The organism is Desulfothermus sp. (genome assembly GCF_053993635.1).
In genome coordinates, this window is record NZ_JBMYBT010000001.1 from 1 (window position 1) to 15,320 (window position 15,320).

General features: G+C 35.6%; 14 protein-coding genes. 12 read left to right on the top strand and 2 right to left on the bottom strand.

What is annotated here, in order from left to right; translation table 11 throughout:
* Positions 1 to 239: 239 nt before the first annotated feature.
* Positions 240 to 1,235: a UDP-glucose 4-epimerase GalE gene (gene galE / locus ACY2V1_RS00005; protein WP_461832736.1), complete on the bottom strand. Its 996-nt coding sequence runs from the start codon at positions 1,233 to 1,235 to the stop codon at positions 240 to 242.
* Between the two features lie 176 nt (positions 1,236 to 1,411).
* On the opposite strand from galE, the gene pyrR reads away from it, so the two are divergent.
* From pyrR to ACY2V1_RS00065, 12 genes are all read left to right on the top strand, one after another.
* Complete coding sequence (pyrR, locus tag ACY2V1_RS00010; protein ID WP_461832737.1) at positions 1,412 to 1,951, top strand: bifunctional pyr operon transcriptional regulator/uracil phosphoribosyltransferase PyrR; 540 nt, start codon at positions 1,412 to 1,414, stop codon at positions 1,949 to 1,951.
* 261 nt (positions 1,952 to 2,212) lie between these two features.
* Positions 2,213 to 3,649 carry an acetyl-CoA carboxylase biotin carboxylase subunit gene (locus ACY2V1_RS00015; protein ID WP_461832738.1) on the top strand — a complete coding sequence of 479 codons (1,437 nt, stop codon included), beginning with the start codon at positions 2,213 to 2,215 and terminating at the stop codon, positions 3,647 to 3,649.
* 361 nt (positions 3,650 to 4,010) lie between these two features.
* Positions 4,011 to 5,624, top strand: a complete 1,614-nt coding sequence (locus ACY2V1_RS00020; protein ID WP_461832739.1) for a hydroxymethylglutaryl-CoA lyase-like TIM-barrel protein — start codon at positions 4,011 to 4,013, stop codon at positions 5,622 to 5,624.
* Between the two features lie 356 nt (positions 5,625 to 5,980).
* Positions 5,981 to 6,862, top strand: coding sequence for a 4-hydroxy-tetrahydrodipicolinate synthase (gene dapA, locus ACY2V1_RS00025; protein ID WP_461832740.1), 882 nt, complete (start codon positions 5,981 to 5,983; stop codon positions 6,860 to 6,862).
* A 54-nt stretch (positions 6,863 to 6,916) separates the two neighbouring features.
* Positions 6,917 to 7,900, top strand: coding sequence for a radical SAM family protein (locus tag ACY2V1_RS00030; RefSeq protein WP_461832741.1), 984 nt, complete (start codon positions 6,917 to 6,919; stop codon positions 7,898 to 7,900).
* Positions 7,901 to 7,929: 29 nt separating this feature from the next.
* Positions 7,930 to 8,373 (top strand): universal stress protein, encoded by a 444-nt coding sequence (locus ACY2V1_RS00035; protein WP_461832742.1) that lies wholly within the window; start codon positions 7,930 to 7,932, stop codon positions 8,371 to 8,373.
* Positions 8,374 to 8,705: 332 nt separating this feature from the next.
* Positions 8,706 to 9,785, top strand: coding sequence for an NAD(P)H-dependent flavin oxidoreductase (locus tag ACY2V1_RS00040; RefSeq protein WP_461832743.1), 1,080 nt, complete (start codon positions 8,706 to 8,708; stop codon positions 9,783 to 9,785).
* Positions 9,786 to 9,903: 118 nt separating this feature from the next.
* Complete coding sequence (rpsT, locus tag ACY2V1_RS00045; RefSeq protein ID WP_461832744.1) at positions 9,904 to 10,167, top strand: 30S ribosomal protein S20; 264 nt, start codon at positions 9,904 to 9,906, stop codon at positions 10,165 to 10,167.
* A gap of 173 nt (positions 10,168 to 10,340) precedes the next feature.
* Positions 10,341 to 10,823 carry a hypothetical protein gene (locus tag ACY2V1_RS00050; protein ID WP_461832745.1) on the top strand — a complete coding sequence of 161 codons (483 nt, stop codon included), beginning with the start codon at positions 10,341 to 10,343 and terminating at the stop codon, positions 10,821 to 10,823.
* A 16-nt stretch (positions 10,824 to 10,839) separates the two neighbouring features.
* Positions 10,840 to 11,055, top strand: coding sequence for a 4Fe-4S dicluster domain-containing protein (locus tag ACY2V1_RS00055; protein WP_461832746.1), 216 nt, complete (start codon positions 10,840 to 10,842; stop codon positions 11,053 to 11,055).
* Positions 11,036 to 12,187 (top strand): 2-oxoacid:acceptor oxidoreductase subunit alpha, encoded by a 1,152-nt coding sequence (locus ACY2V1_RS00060; protein WP_461832747.1) that lies wholly within the window; start codon positions 11,036 to 11,038, stop codon positions 12,185 to 12,187. The genes ACY2V1_RS00055 and ACY2V1_RS00060 overlap by 20 nt, the downstream gene beginning before the upstream one ends.
* Positions 12,187 to 12,993 carry a 2-oxoacid:ferredoxin oxidoreductase subunit beta gene (locus ACY2V1_RS00065; protein WP_461832748.1) on the top strand — a complete coding sequence of 269 codons (807 nt, stop codon included), beginning with the start codon at positions 12,187 to 12,189 and terminating at the stop codon, positions 12,991 to 12,993. Before ACY2V1_RS00060 ends, ACY2V1_RS00065 begins: the two co-directional genes overlap by 1 nt.
* A gap of 1 nt (position 12,994) precedes the next feature.
* Here ACY2V1_RS00065 and priA read toward each other — a convergent pair whose 3' ends face one another.
* Positions 12,995 to 15,316: a replication restart helicase PriA gene (gene priA / locus ACY2V1_RS00070; RefSeq protein WP_461832749.1), complete on the bottom strand. Its 2,322-nt coding sequence runs from the start codon at positions 15,314 to 15,316 to the stop codon at positions 12,995 to 12,997.
* Positions 15,317 to 15,320: the final 4 nt, after the last annotated feature.

The window sequence follows — 15,320 nt, forward strand, 5'->3', positions numbered from 1 at the left end:
AAATAATACATAATTTTGGCTTGTTGTTTTATCAAAAACAGTGTGTTGCGGAAAAATTTTTTTTGGGTACTTTAAGATCATTACATTCTAAAAATGGAGATTTGTACTTTTAAATTAAAGAAAAAACAAAGAACAGTGATTAGTGATTCGTGAACAGTGATTAGTAAAGAAAATGTTTTCCTCTAAATAACTCTCCTTCCCCAATCACGAATTACGAATCACGAATCACAAATCACGAATTATGAATTAGGTTTTATTTTTGTAGTATATTTTTTCTCCCATTCCCATGCAGTTTTTATGATGAACTCCAGATTATCATATTTGGGTCTCCACTTGAGCACATTTTTTATTTTTGAACTGTCTGCTACTAGCTCAGGAGGGTCTCCTTCTCTTCTATCAGTCTCCTCTACTAAAAAATCTATTTGCGTAACTTTTTTAACTGTATTTACTACTTCTCTTACTGTGAAACCATGGCCATAACCACAATTAAACACATCACTAACATTTTGATTTAGTAGGTAATCCATTGCCAGTATGTGTGCTTCTGCAAGGTCTACAACATGAATATAATCTCTTACACAAGTGCCGTCTTTTGTGGGATAATCAGTCCCAAAAATCTGTAGCTTTTCATATTCTCCTTTAGCTGTTTTAAGTGCCCTTGTGATCAAATGGGTAGATTCCCTGTATGCCTGGCCTATTTTACAATCTGGATCAGCGCCAGCCACATTAAAATACCTGAGAGATACGTAGTTAAAGTTTGACGAATAAGATGTATCCTTTAAAATTTTTTCAACAAAGGTTTTGGATTGTCCATAAGGATTAATAGGTTTTAGAGGGTGATCTTCTGTTACTGGAATTTTAGATGGAATCCCATATACAGCTGCAGTTGAGGAAAATATAAATTTATTTATATTATTGTTTATCATGGCCTTAATTAAGGTAAGGGTATTTGATGTGTTGTTCTGATAATATTTTATTGGCTTTTTAACTGACTCATTGACCTGAATAAAAGCAGCAAAATGCATAACTATGTCTGGTTTAAATTGTTTAAAAATTTTGTTTAATAATTCTTCATCTCCTACATCTCCCTTTATTAATTCTCCGTATAATACAGCCCACTTATTCCCATTGGACAGGTCATCATATACAATTAACTTGTGTCCATATTCACCAAGGAGTTTAACTACATGAGATCCTATATAACCAGCACCCCCTGTTACCATTATTTTTGCCATTGAATTATCTCCTCTTTTTAAAATATCGTTAATTCAAAAAATAGTTTTATATAAGCCCTTCTTTAAACTATAGTTGACATTATCTTTAAAATCAATAATGATTTTTTCCTTACTTAAGACCATTCCATAAATGTCATTATTAAATATTTTTTAATCTTTTTTAGGGGTTTATAAAAATGGGATATAGAATGGTAATTTTAGACAAAAATCAAATAAAAAGAGTAATCCAGAGACTTGCCTTTGAGGTCCTGGAAAGACATGGAGAATGCGAAAATCTCGTCCTCATTGGTATATATAGAAGGGGGGTGTATCTGGCCCAGAGGATTAAGGACATATTGCAGGAAAATTCAAAAACTGAAATTCCTCTGGGTAAGCTGGATATTAATTTTTATAGGGACGATTGGACTTCTTTGGATAAGCATCCCATAATAAACAAAACAGAGATTCAATTTGATATAAACGACAAAAATATCTTACTTATAGACGATGTAATTTATACAGGAAGGACAGTGAGAGCTGCCCTTGATGCAATTTTAGATTTTGGGAGGCCCGCTAAGGTTGAGCTACTTACACTAGTTGATAGAGGACATAGAGAATTGCCAATACATCCTGATTATTGCGGGAAAAAGATTGATACTTCAAGGCGAGAACATGTAGATGTGTTGTTAGAAGAGATAGATAGAAAAGATATTGTGGAGCTGCTTAAGATATGTTAATTGGTGTATTGGTATAGTAGTATAGTGGTGTATTGGTATAGTGGTATGGTGGTGTAGTGGTTAATAGACTTTTTTGATGTATGTCAAAAGCTATACCAAAATACTAATATACCAATTACCAATATACCAATTACTAATATACAATTATACCAATACACCAATACACTAATACACCAATTACAAATATACTAATACACCACTATACCAATACACTAATACACCAATACACTACATCGTAATTCAGAAGGGGGAATAGATAGTATGATAAAGAAGTTGCTTGTTGCAAATAGAGGAGAGATTGCCATAAGAATTATGAGGTCAGCCCAAGAACTCGGTATAAAAACAGTAGCTATTTATGAAGAAACCGACAGATTTTCCCTTCATGTGATGAGGTCAGATGAGGCGGTTTGTATAGGACCTGGGCCGAGGAAAGATTATTTAAATATTGAAAAAATCATCCATGCAGCAAAAGAGGTTGGGGCTGATGCCATTCATCCAGGATATGGATTTTTATCGGAAAATCCTGATTTTCCTCAAAAATGCAGGGAAGCGGGCCTTGTTTTTGTGGGTCCGCCATCTGATATAATCTGCAAAATGGGCAGCAAGGTAATTGCAAGGGAGATTATGGAAAGTGTTGGGATACCACTGATTCCTGGAACTAAGACTTTGCCTGAAGGAGAAGAAGGAGAGAAATTTGCTCTTGATTTTGCTAAAAAATATGGCTTTCCAATAATGATAAAGGCAGTGTCAGGAGGTGGTGGCAAAGGTATTAGGGTAGTGAATACAGAAGAACAATTAATATCAGGGCTTAAGCTTGCTAGATCAGAGGCAAAAATTTCCTTTGGAAACGAAGATATTTATCTTGAGAAGGGAATAGTTAAGCCTCGTCATGTTGAAGTACAAATACTAGCAGACAATTTTGGAAATGTAATTCACCTAGGATCAAGGAATTGTTCAATTCAAAGAAGGCATCAAAAACTAATAGAAATAGCTCCGTCTTTTTTGCCAGATGAAGTAGATAAAGAGATTTGTGAAGCAGCAGTTAGAGCTGCTAAATTGGCAGGATACAAGAGTGCAGGCACAGTTGAATTTTTAGTGGATGTGGATAATAATTACTATTTCTTAGAGGTAAACACCAGGATTCAGGTAGAACACACAGTTTCTGAAATGGTAACTGGAATTGATATTGTGAGGGAACAACTCAAAGTAGCCTCTGGAGAACAATTATCCATAAAACAGGAAGATGTTAATGTGAGAGGCTGTGCCATTGAACTGAGGATCAATGCCGAAGATCCTAAACAGGGATTTATGCCCAATCCAGGACTAATAGAGGCCTATCAATCACCAGGAGGTCACGGAGTCAGGTTGGATGGAGCTGTTTATCAGGGGTATGAAATTTCTCAGTTTTATGATTCTCTCATAGTGAAATTAACAGTGTATGGTTTTACATGGGAAGAAGCCGTGGACAGATTAAGAAGGGCGCTTGATGGATTTAATATCGTTGGAGTGAAGACCACTATACCTTATTATAAGGCAATTATTGAAGAACCTGATTTTAGGAGCAGAAATTTTGATACCACATACATTGATAACCATCCTGAACTATTAAATTATAGAGAACAGGGAGATGAAATGGATAAATTAGCGAGGTTTATTGCTGAGTTAAATGCCTATGGATTTAATCCGTATATTTCGTGATTCGTGATTCGTGATTTGTAAATCGGAAATTGTGATTGGTGAACAGGAAAAGGGGCGTAGGGGCGGATTCCATATCCGCCCAATATTCGCATGGATTCCATACCCGACACGTAGGCGCAAATTCCATATTTGCCCGATTGTGGGCGCAAATTCCATGTTTGCCCAATTGTACGGGCAATTCATGAATTGCCCTACGTGAGTGTTCACTGTTTTTTGTGATTAGTAATTCAGTAATTCGTAATTCGTGATTCGTGATTAGTGATTGGTGATTCGGAAATCGTGATTTGTGATTGGTGATTAGTGATTTGTAAATCGGAAATTGTAAATTGGAATAGAATTTAGTGTGATGGGGAGAAAATTTATGTTAAGAGAAATGACAAATAGGGAAATAATAGAATATGTAAAAAACTTTGATGGATATCTCCTCACAAATAATGAGAGAGATGTGTCGCAATCAGATTTTAAGGGGCGTATCATGCCTTGGACTACGCTTCGGGCAGCTGCAACTAGGGATATGGTGGGTTATTTTGCCTTTGAAGTGACAGGTGGGGCCTCGGTTCACGTGGATCTCATGAAAAAACAGATAAATCCTTTTGAGAAGTTAAGACTTGTCAGAAAGTCAATGCCAAATACACTTATTCAAGCTGGCGTAAGGAGCAATAATCTCTTTGGTTATCGTCCATATTCTGAAAATGTTATCAGAAAGGTGATATCCCAGTTTGCAAAATATGTGGATGTGTTTAGGGTATATGACTTTATGAACCATATCCCCAATATGAAAGTTATAGGAGAAGAAGTGTTAAAGGCTGGAAAGGTTTTTATGCCTTCCCTATGTTTTGGTATTGGTGCAGATCACACCAATAAATTTTATTTATCAAAGGTTCAAGAAATTGTGGATCTGTTTGGAGAAGATATAATTTTAAGTATAAAAAATTCTTCTGCAGTAGGTCCTCCTGAGAGGATAGCTGACTTAATTGGGGCAATAAGATCAGAATTTCCTGAAATTGTAGTTGCATATCATGGTCATAATACAGATGGAAATGACCTTGCAAGGATGGTGGCAGCAATTAAAGCAGGAGTCAAAATAGTGGAGGTGTGTGACCATGGATATGGAGCCTGGTATTCTCAGGCCCCAGCCCTCTCTCTTATCCAGTTGTTGGAGGAATACGATATAAAGCCAAAGGGATTAAATGTTGATGCTATAGTTGAGACCTCAGAGATTATTCGATTTGAAAGAAGGTATTATGCAGAGTTTGAAAGTCCTTTTAGGGGGATAGATCCCCTTGTACATGCACATAGACTTACTGGTGGTGCTGTGTCAATGGCGTATGAGCAGGCAGAAGAATTAGGACTTTTGTCTAGAATAAATGAGGTATTTAAAGAATTATCTATGGTTATACTTGAACTTGGAGATATTTGGCCAATAACTCCAGGAAGTCAAATCCTCTGGTCCACAGCTGTTAGCAATATTTTGTATGGAAGATATGAACAACCATCTGATGATTTAAAGAGACTTTTACTCGGTGGCTATGGTCCATTCCCTTTTTATGATCCACCTGAATGGATCTATGAAAAAGTATTTAAAAAAGAAATAAGTACAGGAACTTCTGTAAAAAGAGAGTTAGTGAAGAAAGAAGATATTCAAAAAAGAAAAAAAGAGCTTGAAGAAGAGATAAAGTGCCATGCAATTGATGAAGATTTGGCTCTATATTTATTGTTCCCAAGGGATTTTGTTGAATTTGTAAAATTTGAGGAAAGGTTTGGAAGGACATGGCTACTTCCTCCTGATATTTGGTTTCACAAGGGTAGATTTGAAAATGGAAAGAGGATTTCATTTTCAGATGATAAGGGTAAACTCCATTGGATAGATATTATATCTACTCAACTTCTTGAGAATACAGTAAAAACTTCATGCTTGGTGGATCACCATTTTAAGACCTATAGTATAAAGATAAAGAAAGAGAAGAATGTTTAAATTGGTGTATTGGTGTATTGGTTATTGGTATATTAGTGTATTGGTGGAGTGGTGTATTGGTGTAGTGGTTATTGGTTCAGTCCTCTTTTTGGTCACTGTTCACTGAATTAAGAATGGAGTTATAGCGTTGTAGGATTAGGGGGTTGAGAGTTAATGGGTAAATGGGTAAATGGGTTGACGGGTAAATGAGTTAATGGGTTGAGGGGGTTATGGGTTAAAGGGTTGATGGGTTAAACTCAATAAACTCAACAAACCCAACAGACTCAACAAACCCAATAAGCCCACAAACCCAATAAACCCATAAACATAGAACGTAGAACTTAAAACTTAGAACCTTAAAATCAGGAGGGATAGTTATGGATTTTTTAAAAGGAGCTTTTACCGCTTTAGTAACGCCATTTAAAAATGGACAAATAGATGAGGAGAAGTACAGGGAACATATAGAATGGCAGATAGAAAAAGGTATTCATGGACTTGTCCCCTGTGGGACTACTGGAGAATCTGCTACAATGTCCCATGATGAGCATAAAAGGGTAATAAAGATATGTGTTGAGCAGGTAAATGGTCGTGTCCCTGTAATTGCTGGAACAGGATCAAATAATACTAAAGAGGCAATTGAACTAACAACCTTTGCCAAAGAAGTTGGTGCTGATGCAGCCCTTGTAATAACCCCATATTATAATAAACCAACTCCTAATGGACTAATACTACACTATAAAGAAATTGCAAAAGCAGCTCCTATGCCAATTGTTGTGTATAATGTCCCTGGCAGGACAGGCACAAACCTTTTGCCTCAAACTTTATATGAGATAAAGAAAAATGTTCCTGAAGTTATTGGGATTAAGGAAGCAAGTGGAAATATAAGGCAGGCTTCTGATATTTTAGAGCTCTGTGGTGAGGATTTTTTAGTACTTTCTGGTGATGACTTTATTACTTTTCCAATGCTTGCAATAGGCGGCAGAGGTGTAATATCGGTTGTAAGTAATATAGTGCCTGATAAAGTGGCCGGTATGTGCAATGCGTTTTTTGATGGTAATATTGAGGATGCCAAAAAACTTCACTATGAACTTGCTCCCCTTTGCAGAGCCATGTTTTTTGAAACCAACCCAATACCAGTAAAAACCTCACTGCATCTAATGGGTAGGATGAAATTGGAGCTCCGTTTGCCTTTATGTGAGATGAAACCTGAAAATAGAGAAAAACTTGAAAAAGTATTGAAAGATTCAGGTCTTATTTAGTCTTTTTTTCATAAGGGAATACACCAAGTTTGTATTCCCTTAACTTTTTAATATATGGCTAATTCATTTAAAATACCACACCTTATATCTGGAGGGGTAATAACTAATTATTTTTGTACATCTAAATGTCTCCACTGTCTCTACAGGTGTTCTCCCTTCCTGGACAAAAATTATATACACCCTGATGATCTAAAATATTTTCTTAAAATTATAGCCTCAAAAGGAAGGGCAACCCTACATATTGGGGGAGGAGAACCTTTTCTTAACTTTGAAGCTTTAAAGGAGGTTGTGTATACCATATCCAACTCAACTCTTTGCCTTGAGTATGTGGAAACAAACAGCTCCTGGTTTAAATCAAAGGACAAAGCAAAAGATTGGTTATCTCAATTAAAACATGTAGGACTTGGATCAATTTTGGTGTCCATATCCCCATTTCATATTGAGCATATTCCATTTTACAAGGTGTTAGGAGTTATTGAGGCTGCAAGAGAAGTTGGGGTACATGTATTTCCCTGGATAGAGTCTTTTATTCCTGACATTTTAAAGCTGGATATAAATAAGACCCATAAGCTAGATGAATTTATAAAGATATTGGGAAAAGGATATCTAAAAGAGGTTGTAGAAAGATATTGGATACATCCTGGAGGTAGGGCTATTAAATTTCTTAAGCGTATCTATAAGGGAAAAAGTATAAAAGAGGTTTTTTTAGAACCAAATTGTCAACAACAACTTTTGAATACGTCCCATTTTCATGTGGATTTGTATGGGAATTATATACCAGGCCTTTGTTCTGGAATATGTATAAAAATAGAAGATATTACAGATAAGATAAGTGATACAAAATATCCCTTGCTTAATTTACTTTATCATAAAGGAGTTAAAGGCCTTTTTGAATTTGCTAAGAAAGAGTATGGTTTTATTGAAACAAGTGATTATTATATAAACAAATGTCATCTCTGCCTTGAAATAAGGGATTTTTTGATAAAAAATAAAAAAGTAACATTTTATGAGCTAGGACCCATAGATTTTTACAGTTAATAACTATTTGAATTTTAGGAGGTTTTTTTATGATAAAAAGGATATTGGTTCCAGTAGACGGCTCAAAATATTCTATGGATGCAATTAAGTACGCCATAAGATTGTGTAAATTAACAAATGCAAAGATATTGTTGATGCATTGTAGACGAAAAATTCCTTCGCTTTTGGGGGAGCCATTTTATCAACAGGCCTTGACCAAAGTAATTACTGAATCTGAGGAATTATTGGCTCCTTTTGCTGAAATCTTAAGCAAAGAGGGAATTGAATTTGATCAGAGGATTTTTGAAGGCCGTCCTGGGGAGAAAATTTGTGAAGTAGCAAAATTAGAAAACATCGGCCTGATAGTAATGGGTTCAAGGGGGCGCTCAGATTTAGAAGGCCTTTTTTTGGGAAGCGTTGCACATAGGGTCTTGCAAGCAAGCCCCTGTCCTGTTCTCATAGTTCGAGGGGAGAATATATTTGAGGTAAGTTAGAATGCACCCCAAGTTTGTCAAAATGACTTACCTAGGGTACATTCACAATGTCCAAAAACTGTACTAATTTTTAAGTGTTCCTTTAAGTATTTTGCTAAAACATGTTCGCCTAAAATTTTCTCCATAACCACCTCCTGGATTTGTTTTTAATCCAATTAGATGTCATTTTAGACGGATTTTAAATTTTGAATTAACTGGAAATAGAGCAAAGATGGTAAAGTATCAACCTGTTATATTTTGAGTTGAAACTTGAAATTTTCTTTGATAGTTAACCTGTTCATAAGCAAAATTGTTTTTTCAACAAAATCACTGTTTAGTCTTTGGAGGCTTATGTGAAGATTCCAAAATTAAAAATTGGTGTACATGAAGTTGAATTTCCAATAATTCAGGGAGGAATGGGAGTAGGGGTTTCCTTAAGTGGATTGGCCTCATCTGTTACCAAATGTGGTGGCATTGGAGTTATATCTGGCGCATCAATAGGTTTTTTGTCAGAGGATTTTAGAAAAAATCCCCATTTAAGCAACATTAACATGTTAAAAAAAGAAATTTCAAAGGCAAGGGATGTAATAAGAGATGGAGTTGTTGGGGTTAACTTAATGGTAGCTCAAACTGATTATGAAAACTTAGTAAAGGCCAGTTTGGAAGCTGGGGCAGATATAATATTTTCAGGAGCTGGTCTGCCTTTGAATTTACCTAAATTAAAACAGTTATATCCAGAAAATAAAACAGCACTTGTACCAATTATTTCTTCTCCTAGAGCCGCAAAAATAATATGCAAAAAATGGATAAGATACAATTATATTCCCGATGCATTTGTGCTAGAAGGACCAAAGGCCGGGGGACATCTTGGTTATTCATTGGAAGAGCTTAAAGAAGGTAAAATAGATATAATTGGCCTTTTAAAACAAACAAAGGGGGCCATTTCGCCCTATGAGGCAGAATATGGTAAAAAAATCCCTGTTATAGTTGCTGGTGGGGTATATAGTGGCGAAGATATAGCGAATATGATAAAAAATGGAGCTTCTGGAGTCCAAATGGCAACTAGATTTGTCACCACAGATGAGTGCGATGCATCAATAAAATTCAAAGAGGAATATATCAGGGCTAAAAAACAGGACATAGTTTTTATTAAAAGTCCCGTTGGGCTACCTGGCAGGGCAATTAGAAATAGGTTCTTAGAATTAGTTGAAAAAGGTGAGAAAATGCCTGTTAAATGTTCCTATCACTGCATAAAGACATGCAATCCCAAAAAAGCACCTTATTGTATTTCTCTGGCACTTATCAATGCCCAAAAGGGTGACCTTGATAATGGCTTTGCATTTGCAGGAGAAAATGCTTATCGTGCTACAAAGATAATAAGGGTCAAGGAGCTTTTTGATGAGTTAATTGGGGATTTCTTAAAGGCCAAGTGATGTTGATAATTTTTCAGTTCCAAGATAGTTTAAGTTTTAACCTTGACAGGGTGGAGAAATTAAAATATACATTGCAGCTTGCAGGTGCAAAAAACGGCAATAAAAGGAGGTTCTTGCTTTGGCTAATACAAAACAGGCTCTTAAGAGACATAGGCAATCACTAAAGAGAAGGGCAAGAAATAGGGCCATGAAAAGCAGAGTGAAAAAGGCCATCAAAAAAGTCAGGTTGGCAATAGAAGCAAAGGACAGGGAATTGGCCCAGACAGCATTAAGGAATGCTACTTCTATTTTAGATAAGGCTGCATCAAAGGGAGTAATCCATTGGAAAAATGCTGCAAGAAGGATTTCAAGGTTGTCTAGTCAGGTAAATAAGTTGAATTAGCATTATTTTTATTATTATAGGGAGAAAAAACCCGGGGAACCTACCCTGGGTTTTTTTTTAGAGGGATAATAATAAAGAGATCTAATTCATCAAAGTGGAAATTTTTATTGCAAAATAAAAAACAATTGAGTAAGTGTTAGTTAATTATTTTGTTTGATTTGGGGAGTTTTTAAATGAGTAAACGGCTCCTTTTGATGTTTATGCTTTTTATCATATTAATTGGATGCAGCCTTAAAACTCCTTCAATGGTTCCCCCCTATACCCTTGGTATAAAAATAGATATCTCAACACTTAAAAGAGATTATGCTCACTATGATCTCTACTATGCAGAACCTGTCTACAATCCACCTGCTATTTTATTTTTAAAAAAGCACATAAATGAAAAAATTACCTTGAGTAAATTTTTTAAGAAGATAAAACATCCTGATTTATTTAAAGAACTAATGAGCAGGATTGAATATATTAAGCCAGATTTGTATGCCCTGATTATTAAAGATGAAAATGCATGCCATGTAGTAGGATATATTTATACTGTAGGTCATACTTATTTAAAGAAAATTGGGTCTAATGAATATTTTTTGTTGCCAGTTAGTGAACATTTTAATGATATCTATTATGGTGGAGATGATGCCTTTTCCCATGGTAATTTTGATTAAACTTTAAGGATAGCGTATGAAAGTTAAGCATATTATCAACAGAAAGTGGTGTAAAGGGTGTGGAATTTGTGTGGAATTTTGTCCCAAAAATGTTCTGGAGATAGATAGAGAAGAAAAAGTGGTGGTAGTAAGAGCTGAGGATTGCATAGGATGTAGGACGTGTGAATATAGGTGTCCAGATTTAGCAATAGAAGTTTTAGTGGAGAAAGAAGATGAACAAGCAGCAGCTTAAATTTATTCAGGGTAATGAAGTTTGTGCAGAGGCGGCACTTTATGCTGGAGTTGAATTTTTTGCCGGCTATCCTATAACTCCTTCATCGGAGATTTTAGAATACATGGCAAAAAAGCTTCCCATGAGTGGAGGAAGTTTTTTGCAGATGGAGGATGAAATAGCCTCTATATGTGCCATAGTTGGGGCATCTTTGACTGGAAAAAAATCAATGACAGCAACAAGTGGTCCTGGTTTTTCTCTAATGCAAGAGGGCCTTGGTTTGGCAGTAATGGCTGAAATCCCATGTGTTGTAGTTGATGTTCAAAGGTTTGGGCCATCAACTGGTTTGCCAACCCAGGGATCCCAGCAAGATGTGTATCAAGCTAGGTGGGGACGACATGGGGATCACTCAATAATTGTACTTACTGCCTCTAATCATCAAGATCTATTTAAAATAACAGTTGAAGCATTTAATTTTTCAGAGATCTATAGGACACCAGTGATCCTTTTATTTGATGAGGTAGTTGCCCATCTAAGGGAAAAGGTGATTATACCTGAGCAGGGAGAAATACCAGTTATTGAACGTCTTAGGACCTCAGTACCTGAAGGTGTTGATTATCATCCTTATTTGCCAAGGGAAGATGGTCGTCTACCTATGTCAGACTTTGGGGGAAAACACAGGTATAATGTGACTGGGCTCTTTCATGATATGTGGGGATTTCCCACAACTGATCCCAAAGTAGTGCACGGACTTTTACATCATTTAGTTGATAAGATAGAGTCAAATGTTCAGGAGATAGCAAGGTTCAATGAGTATTTTCTAGAAGATGCTGATATTGTATTGATATCTTATGGATCCTCTGCAAGGACAGCTCTTCACGTTATAAGATCAATGAGGAGAAAAGGTCAGAAATGGGGGCTTTTGGAACTTCAGACCTTGTGGCCATTTCCTTCTTACCTTGTTAAGGAAAAATGTGAAAATGCAGATTTTGTATTTGTGGTGGAAATTAATATGGGGCAGATTGTTCACGAAGTTAAAAAAAGTGTAGATTATCCAGAGAAGGTGTATCTTGTAAACAGGGTAGATGGGGAATTTATTACACCAACAGATATAAAAAATATTACAAGAGTTATACTTGGGAGGGGTGTATAGTGAGCTACTCAGTAAAAGATTACATTAGAAAGAGGTTTTTTCCCCACTTATGGTGTCCAGGATGTGGACATGGTATAGTACTCAATAATTTACTCAGGGCAGTTGCTGAACTTGGCATACCTAAAAATGAAATCGTTATGGTTTCTGGAATAGGTTGCTCTTCAAGAATCTCTGGTTATGTGGATTTTCACTCCTTACACACCCTCCATGGTAGGGCCCTTGCCTTTGCAACTGGGGTTAAGATGGCTCGTCCTTCGTTAAATGTGATTGTGCCAATGGGTGATGGAGATGCTCTTGCAATTGGGGGAAACCATTTTATTCATGCATGTAGAAGGAATATAAATTTAACAGCAATAGTAATGAACAACAGGATATATGGAATGACTGGTGGTCAATTTTCTCCCCTTTCAGGTAGAAATATAATGGCTACTACTGCGCCATTTTCAAATTTAGATCCTGCCTTTGATACTGTAAAATTGGCATTATCTGCTGGCGCTAGTTTTGTTGCCAGGACAACTACTTTCCATTTTAAAGAAGTAAAAGAATACCTGAAAAAGGCCATATTACATAAAGGTTTTTCTGTGGTTGAGATTTTGTCCCAGTGCCCCACTTACTTTGGACGGAAAAATAAGATTGGCTCACCAGTGGATATGCTCAAATATTTCAGGGACAATACAGCCCAGATAGGATCTAAGAAGCTAGAGAAGAATCCAGACCTGATTCCTAGAGGTATTTTTTTAGAAAAGGATGTTCCTGAATATACAGAAGAATATCAAAAACTAATCAGACGGGTCTGCAAAAAATAAACTATAACATGTGATATGGATCCATATCCAAATGGATTTTGATTCCTTTTTTGTAGTTTGAAAATTTTTTAAGAATCTTGGCAGCAAATGCTCGGATAGGGGCGTATGAATCTGCCTTTAAAAGACATTGATATCTTTTATTTTTATTTAAGATAAAAATTGGAGCTGGGGCTGGTCCTAATACTGTTAGGTCATTTGTTTTGATTTTATGGATATAATTTGTTATTTCTTCCATTAAGGTTAAATGTTGTTGGTAATTTTCCGTTATCTGAAATCTCAAAAGTCCCAATTTGACAAAAGGTGGATATCTTCTCATCCTTCTAAGTTTAAGTTCATGGTGAAGAAATCCTTCACAATCACTGTTTTTTATATATTCCCAGCAATAGTGGTTTGGATTTCTGGTCTGGATAAAGACCCTTCCTGGTTTGTCTCCCCTTCCAGACCTTCCTGCCACTTGTATTAGAAGTTGAAATGTCCTCTCTGTTGCCCTGTAGTCAGGTAGATTTAGCCCGATATCTCCATCCACAACTACCACCAGGGTTACACCAGGGAAATTGTGTCCTTTACTGCACATCTGCGTTCCAACTAGGATTTGATAGTTACCTTTTGAAAAAGATTTTAATATATCTTGGTCTTTTTTTTCGCGCCTGTATGAATCAGCATCCAGCCGCAATATTTTGTGGCTACTTCCAAATGTCTCTTTTACAAACTCTTCAACTTGTTCTGTCCCAACATCCAAAGGAACGTATGACATTGATCCACATACAGGACAATTGCATGGAAACGGGATAACTTCTCCACAATAGTGGCAGATTAGTCTCTCTATTTTTTTGTGATATGTCATAGACACAGAACAATTTGGACATTTCACAACCTCTCTGCATGAGGTGCAAAATACAACAGGAGAAAAGCCTCGCCTGTTTAACAGGATTATTACTTGATTACCTTTATCTAGTGTAGATTTTATCTCTGAAAAAACTATGTCACTAAATGGACCATGTCTTGGTGGTTCTTTATTTAGATTTACAATATTTATCTCTGGTAAGGGATTTCCCTTGACCCTTTTCTCCATCTTCAAAAGACCTATTTTTTGATTAATTGCAGCATAATATGTTTTTAAATCAGGGGTTGCAGAGCCAAAAACAAGGAGGCTTTTAAATTTTTGTGCCAAAAGATATGCAATCTCCCTCACATGATATCTAAGTCTTTCATCTTGTTTATACGAAGAATCATGTTCTTCATCTATAATAATTGTACCAATATTTTTTACAGGTAAAAATATGGCAGATCGAGTTCCAATTATAATGGAGGGAGTATTGGTAGATGATAGTGTTTTAAATATTTTTACCCGTTCACCTTTTGGCAAGTATCCATGATAAAAATATATTTTAACACCTGAAAAAAATTGTCTTATTTCCTGGTATGTACTTTCTGCAAGGGCTACTTCTGGAACAAGGAGGATACTATTTTTATTTAACTCTAAAGATTTTTTTATAAGATTTGAATATACCAAGGTCTTACCACAACCGGTTACCCCATGCAAGAGGACTGTTTTAAAAATGTTTTGTTCTATATAAGGTATTAAAACATCTATTACTTGTTTTTGTTCTTCAGTTAGATTATAAGAAGAACAATATTCAAATTTGTAGTCTGATGACCATTCTTGATTTTTTGATGATAATTGAATTAGACCTTTTTTTAATAAAGATTTTAAAACATTTCCTGAATATTTTCCAAATTTAAATATGATGTGGGACTTTTTTTGTGGTCCATGGGTATAGAGGTATTCCAAGATATTTAATTGGGTTTTTGCATTTTTTTTTATTGGCCATGGAGGAGAACATATAAGCTCAACAACTAAGTCTTCTTTTGTATGAGAACATATTTTTACATCTCCATCTATCCATTTTGTTAAAAATGCATTAAAGATGCATGGTTCTTTTTTTAAAAGATGGGGTATACTGGATCTATTTCCATCTTTGTCTACAAAATTTAATTTTAATGATGTTAGTTCAGAAGGTATTACTGATGATATAACTTGTCCCAATTCTACTAACAGGTGTGTAGAAATATCTTCAAAAATTTCAAGTTGTTCTTTAAAAAATAGAGGGGTTTTATCAATGGGCATAATCAATTCTTTTACCTTGAAGTCCATATCTTTTTTTTGATTGGAGTTTAAGACAATACCTATGGTATATCTATTTTGTACAGGTACTATTACCCTTATACCTGGAGATAGGTTACAAGATTCCAGATGAGTAGGCACCTTATACGTATATTTTTTAAATGGAGGGCTTACCAATACTACATCTATTAAATGCATAAGA

Excerpts from the sequence above, each read along its gene's own strand:
- dapA (WP_461832740.1), top strand. The coding sequence starts at position 5,981 with ATGGATTTTTTAAAAGGAGCTTTTACCGCTTTAGTAACGCCATTTAAA.
- ACY2V1_RS00050 (WP_461832745.1), top strand. The coding sequence starts at position 10,341 with ATGAGTAAACGGCTCCTTTTGATGTTTATGCTTTTTATCATATTAATT.
- galE (WP_461832736.1), bottom strand. The coding sequence starts at position 1,235 with ATGGCAAAAATAATGGTAACAGGGGGTGCTGGTTATATAGGATCTCAT.
- ACY2V1_RS00020 (WP_461832739.1), top strand. The coding sequence starts at position 4,011 with ATGTTAAGAGAAATGACAAATAGGGAAATAATAGAATATGTAAAAAAC.
- ACY2V1_RS00030 (WP_461832741.1), top strand. The coding sequence starts at position 6,917 with ATGGCTAATTCATTTAAAATACCACACCTTATATCTGGAGGGGTAATA.
- pyrR (WP_461832737.1), top strand. The coding sequence starts at position 1,412 with ATGGGATATAGAATGGTAATTTTAGACAAAAATCAAATAAAAAGAGTA.
- ACY2V1_RS00035 (WP_461832742.1), top strand. The coding sequence starts at position 7,930 with ATGATAAAAAGGATATTGGTTCCAGTAGACGGCTCAAAATATTCTATG.
- ACY2V1_RS00015 (WP_461832738.1), top strand. The coding sequence starts at position 2,213 with ATGATAAAGAAGTTGCTTGTTGCAAATAGAGGAGAGATTGCCATAAGA.
- ACY2V1_RS00055 (WP_461832746.1), top strand. The coding sequence starts at position 10,840 with ATGAAAGTTAAGCATATTATCAACAGAAAGTGGTGTAAAGGGTGTGGA.
- ACY2V1_RS00060 (WP_461832747.1), top strand. The coding sequence starts at position 11,036 with ATGAACAAGCAGCAGCTTAAATTTATTCAGGGTAATGAAGTTTGTGCA.
- priA (WP_461832749.1), bottom strand. The coding sequence starts at position 15,316 with ATGCATTTAATAGATGTAGTATTGGTAAGCCCTCCATTTAAAAAATAT.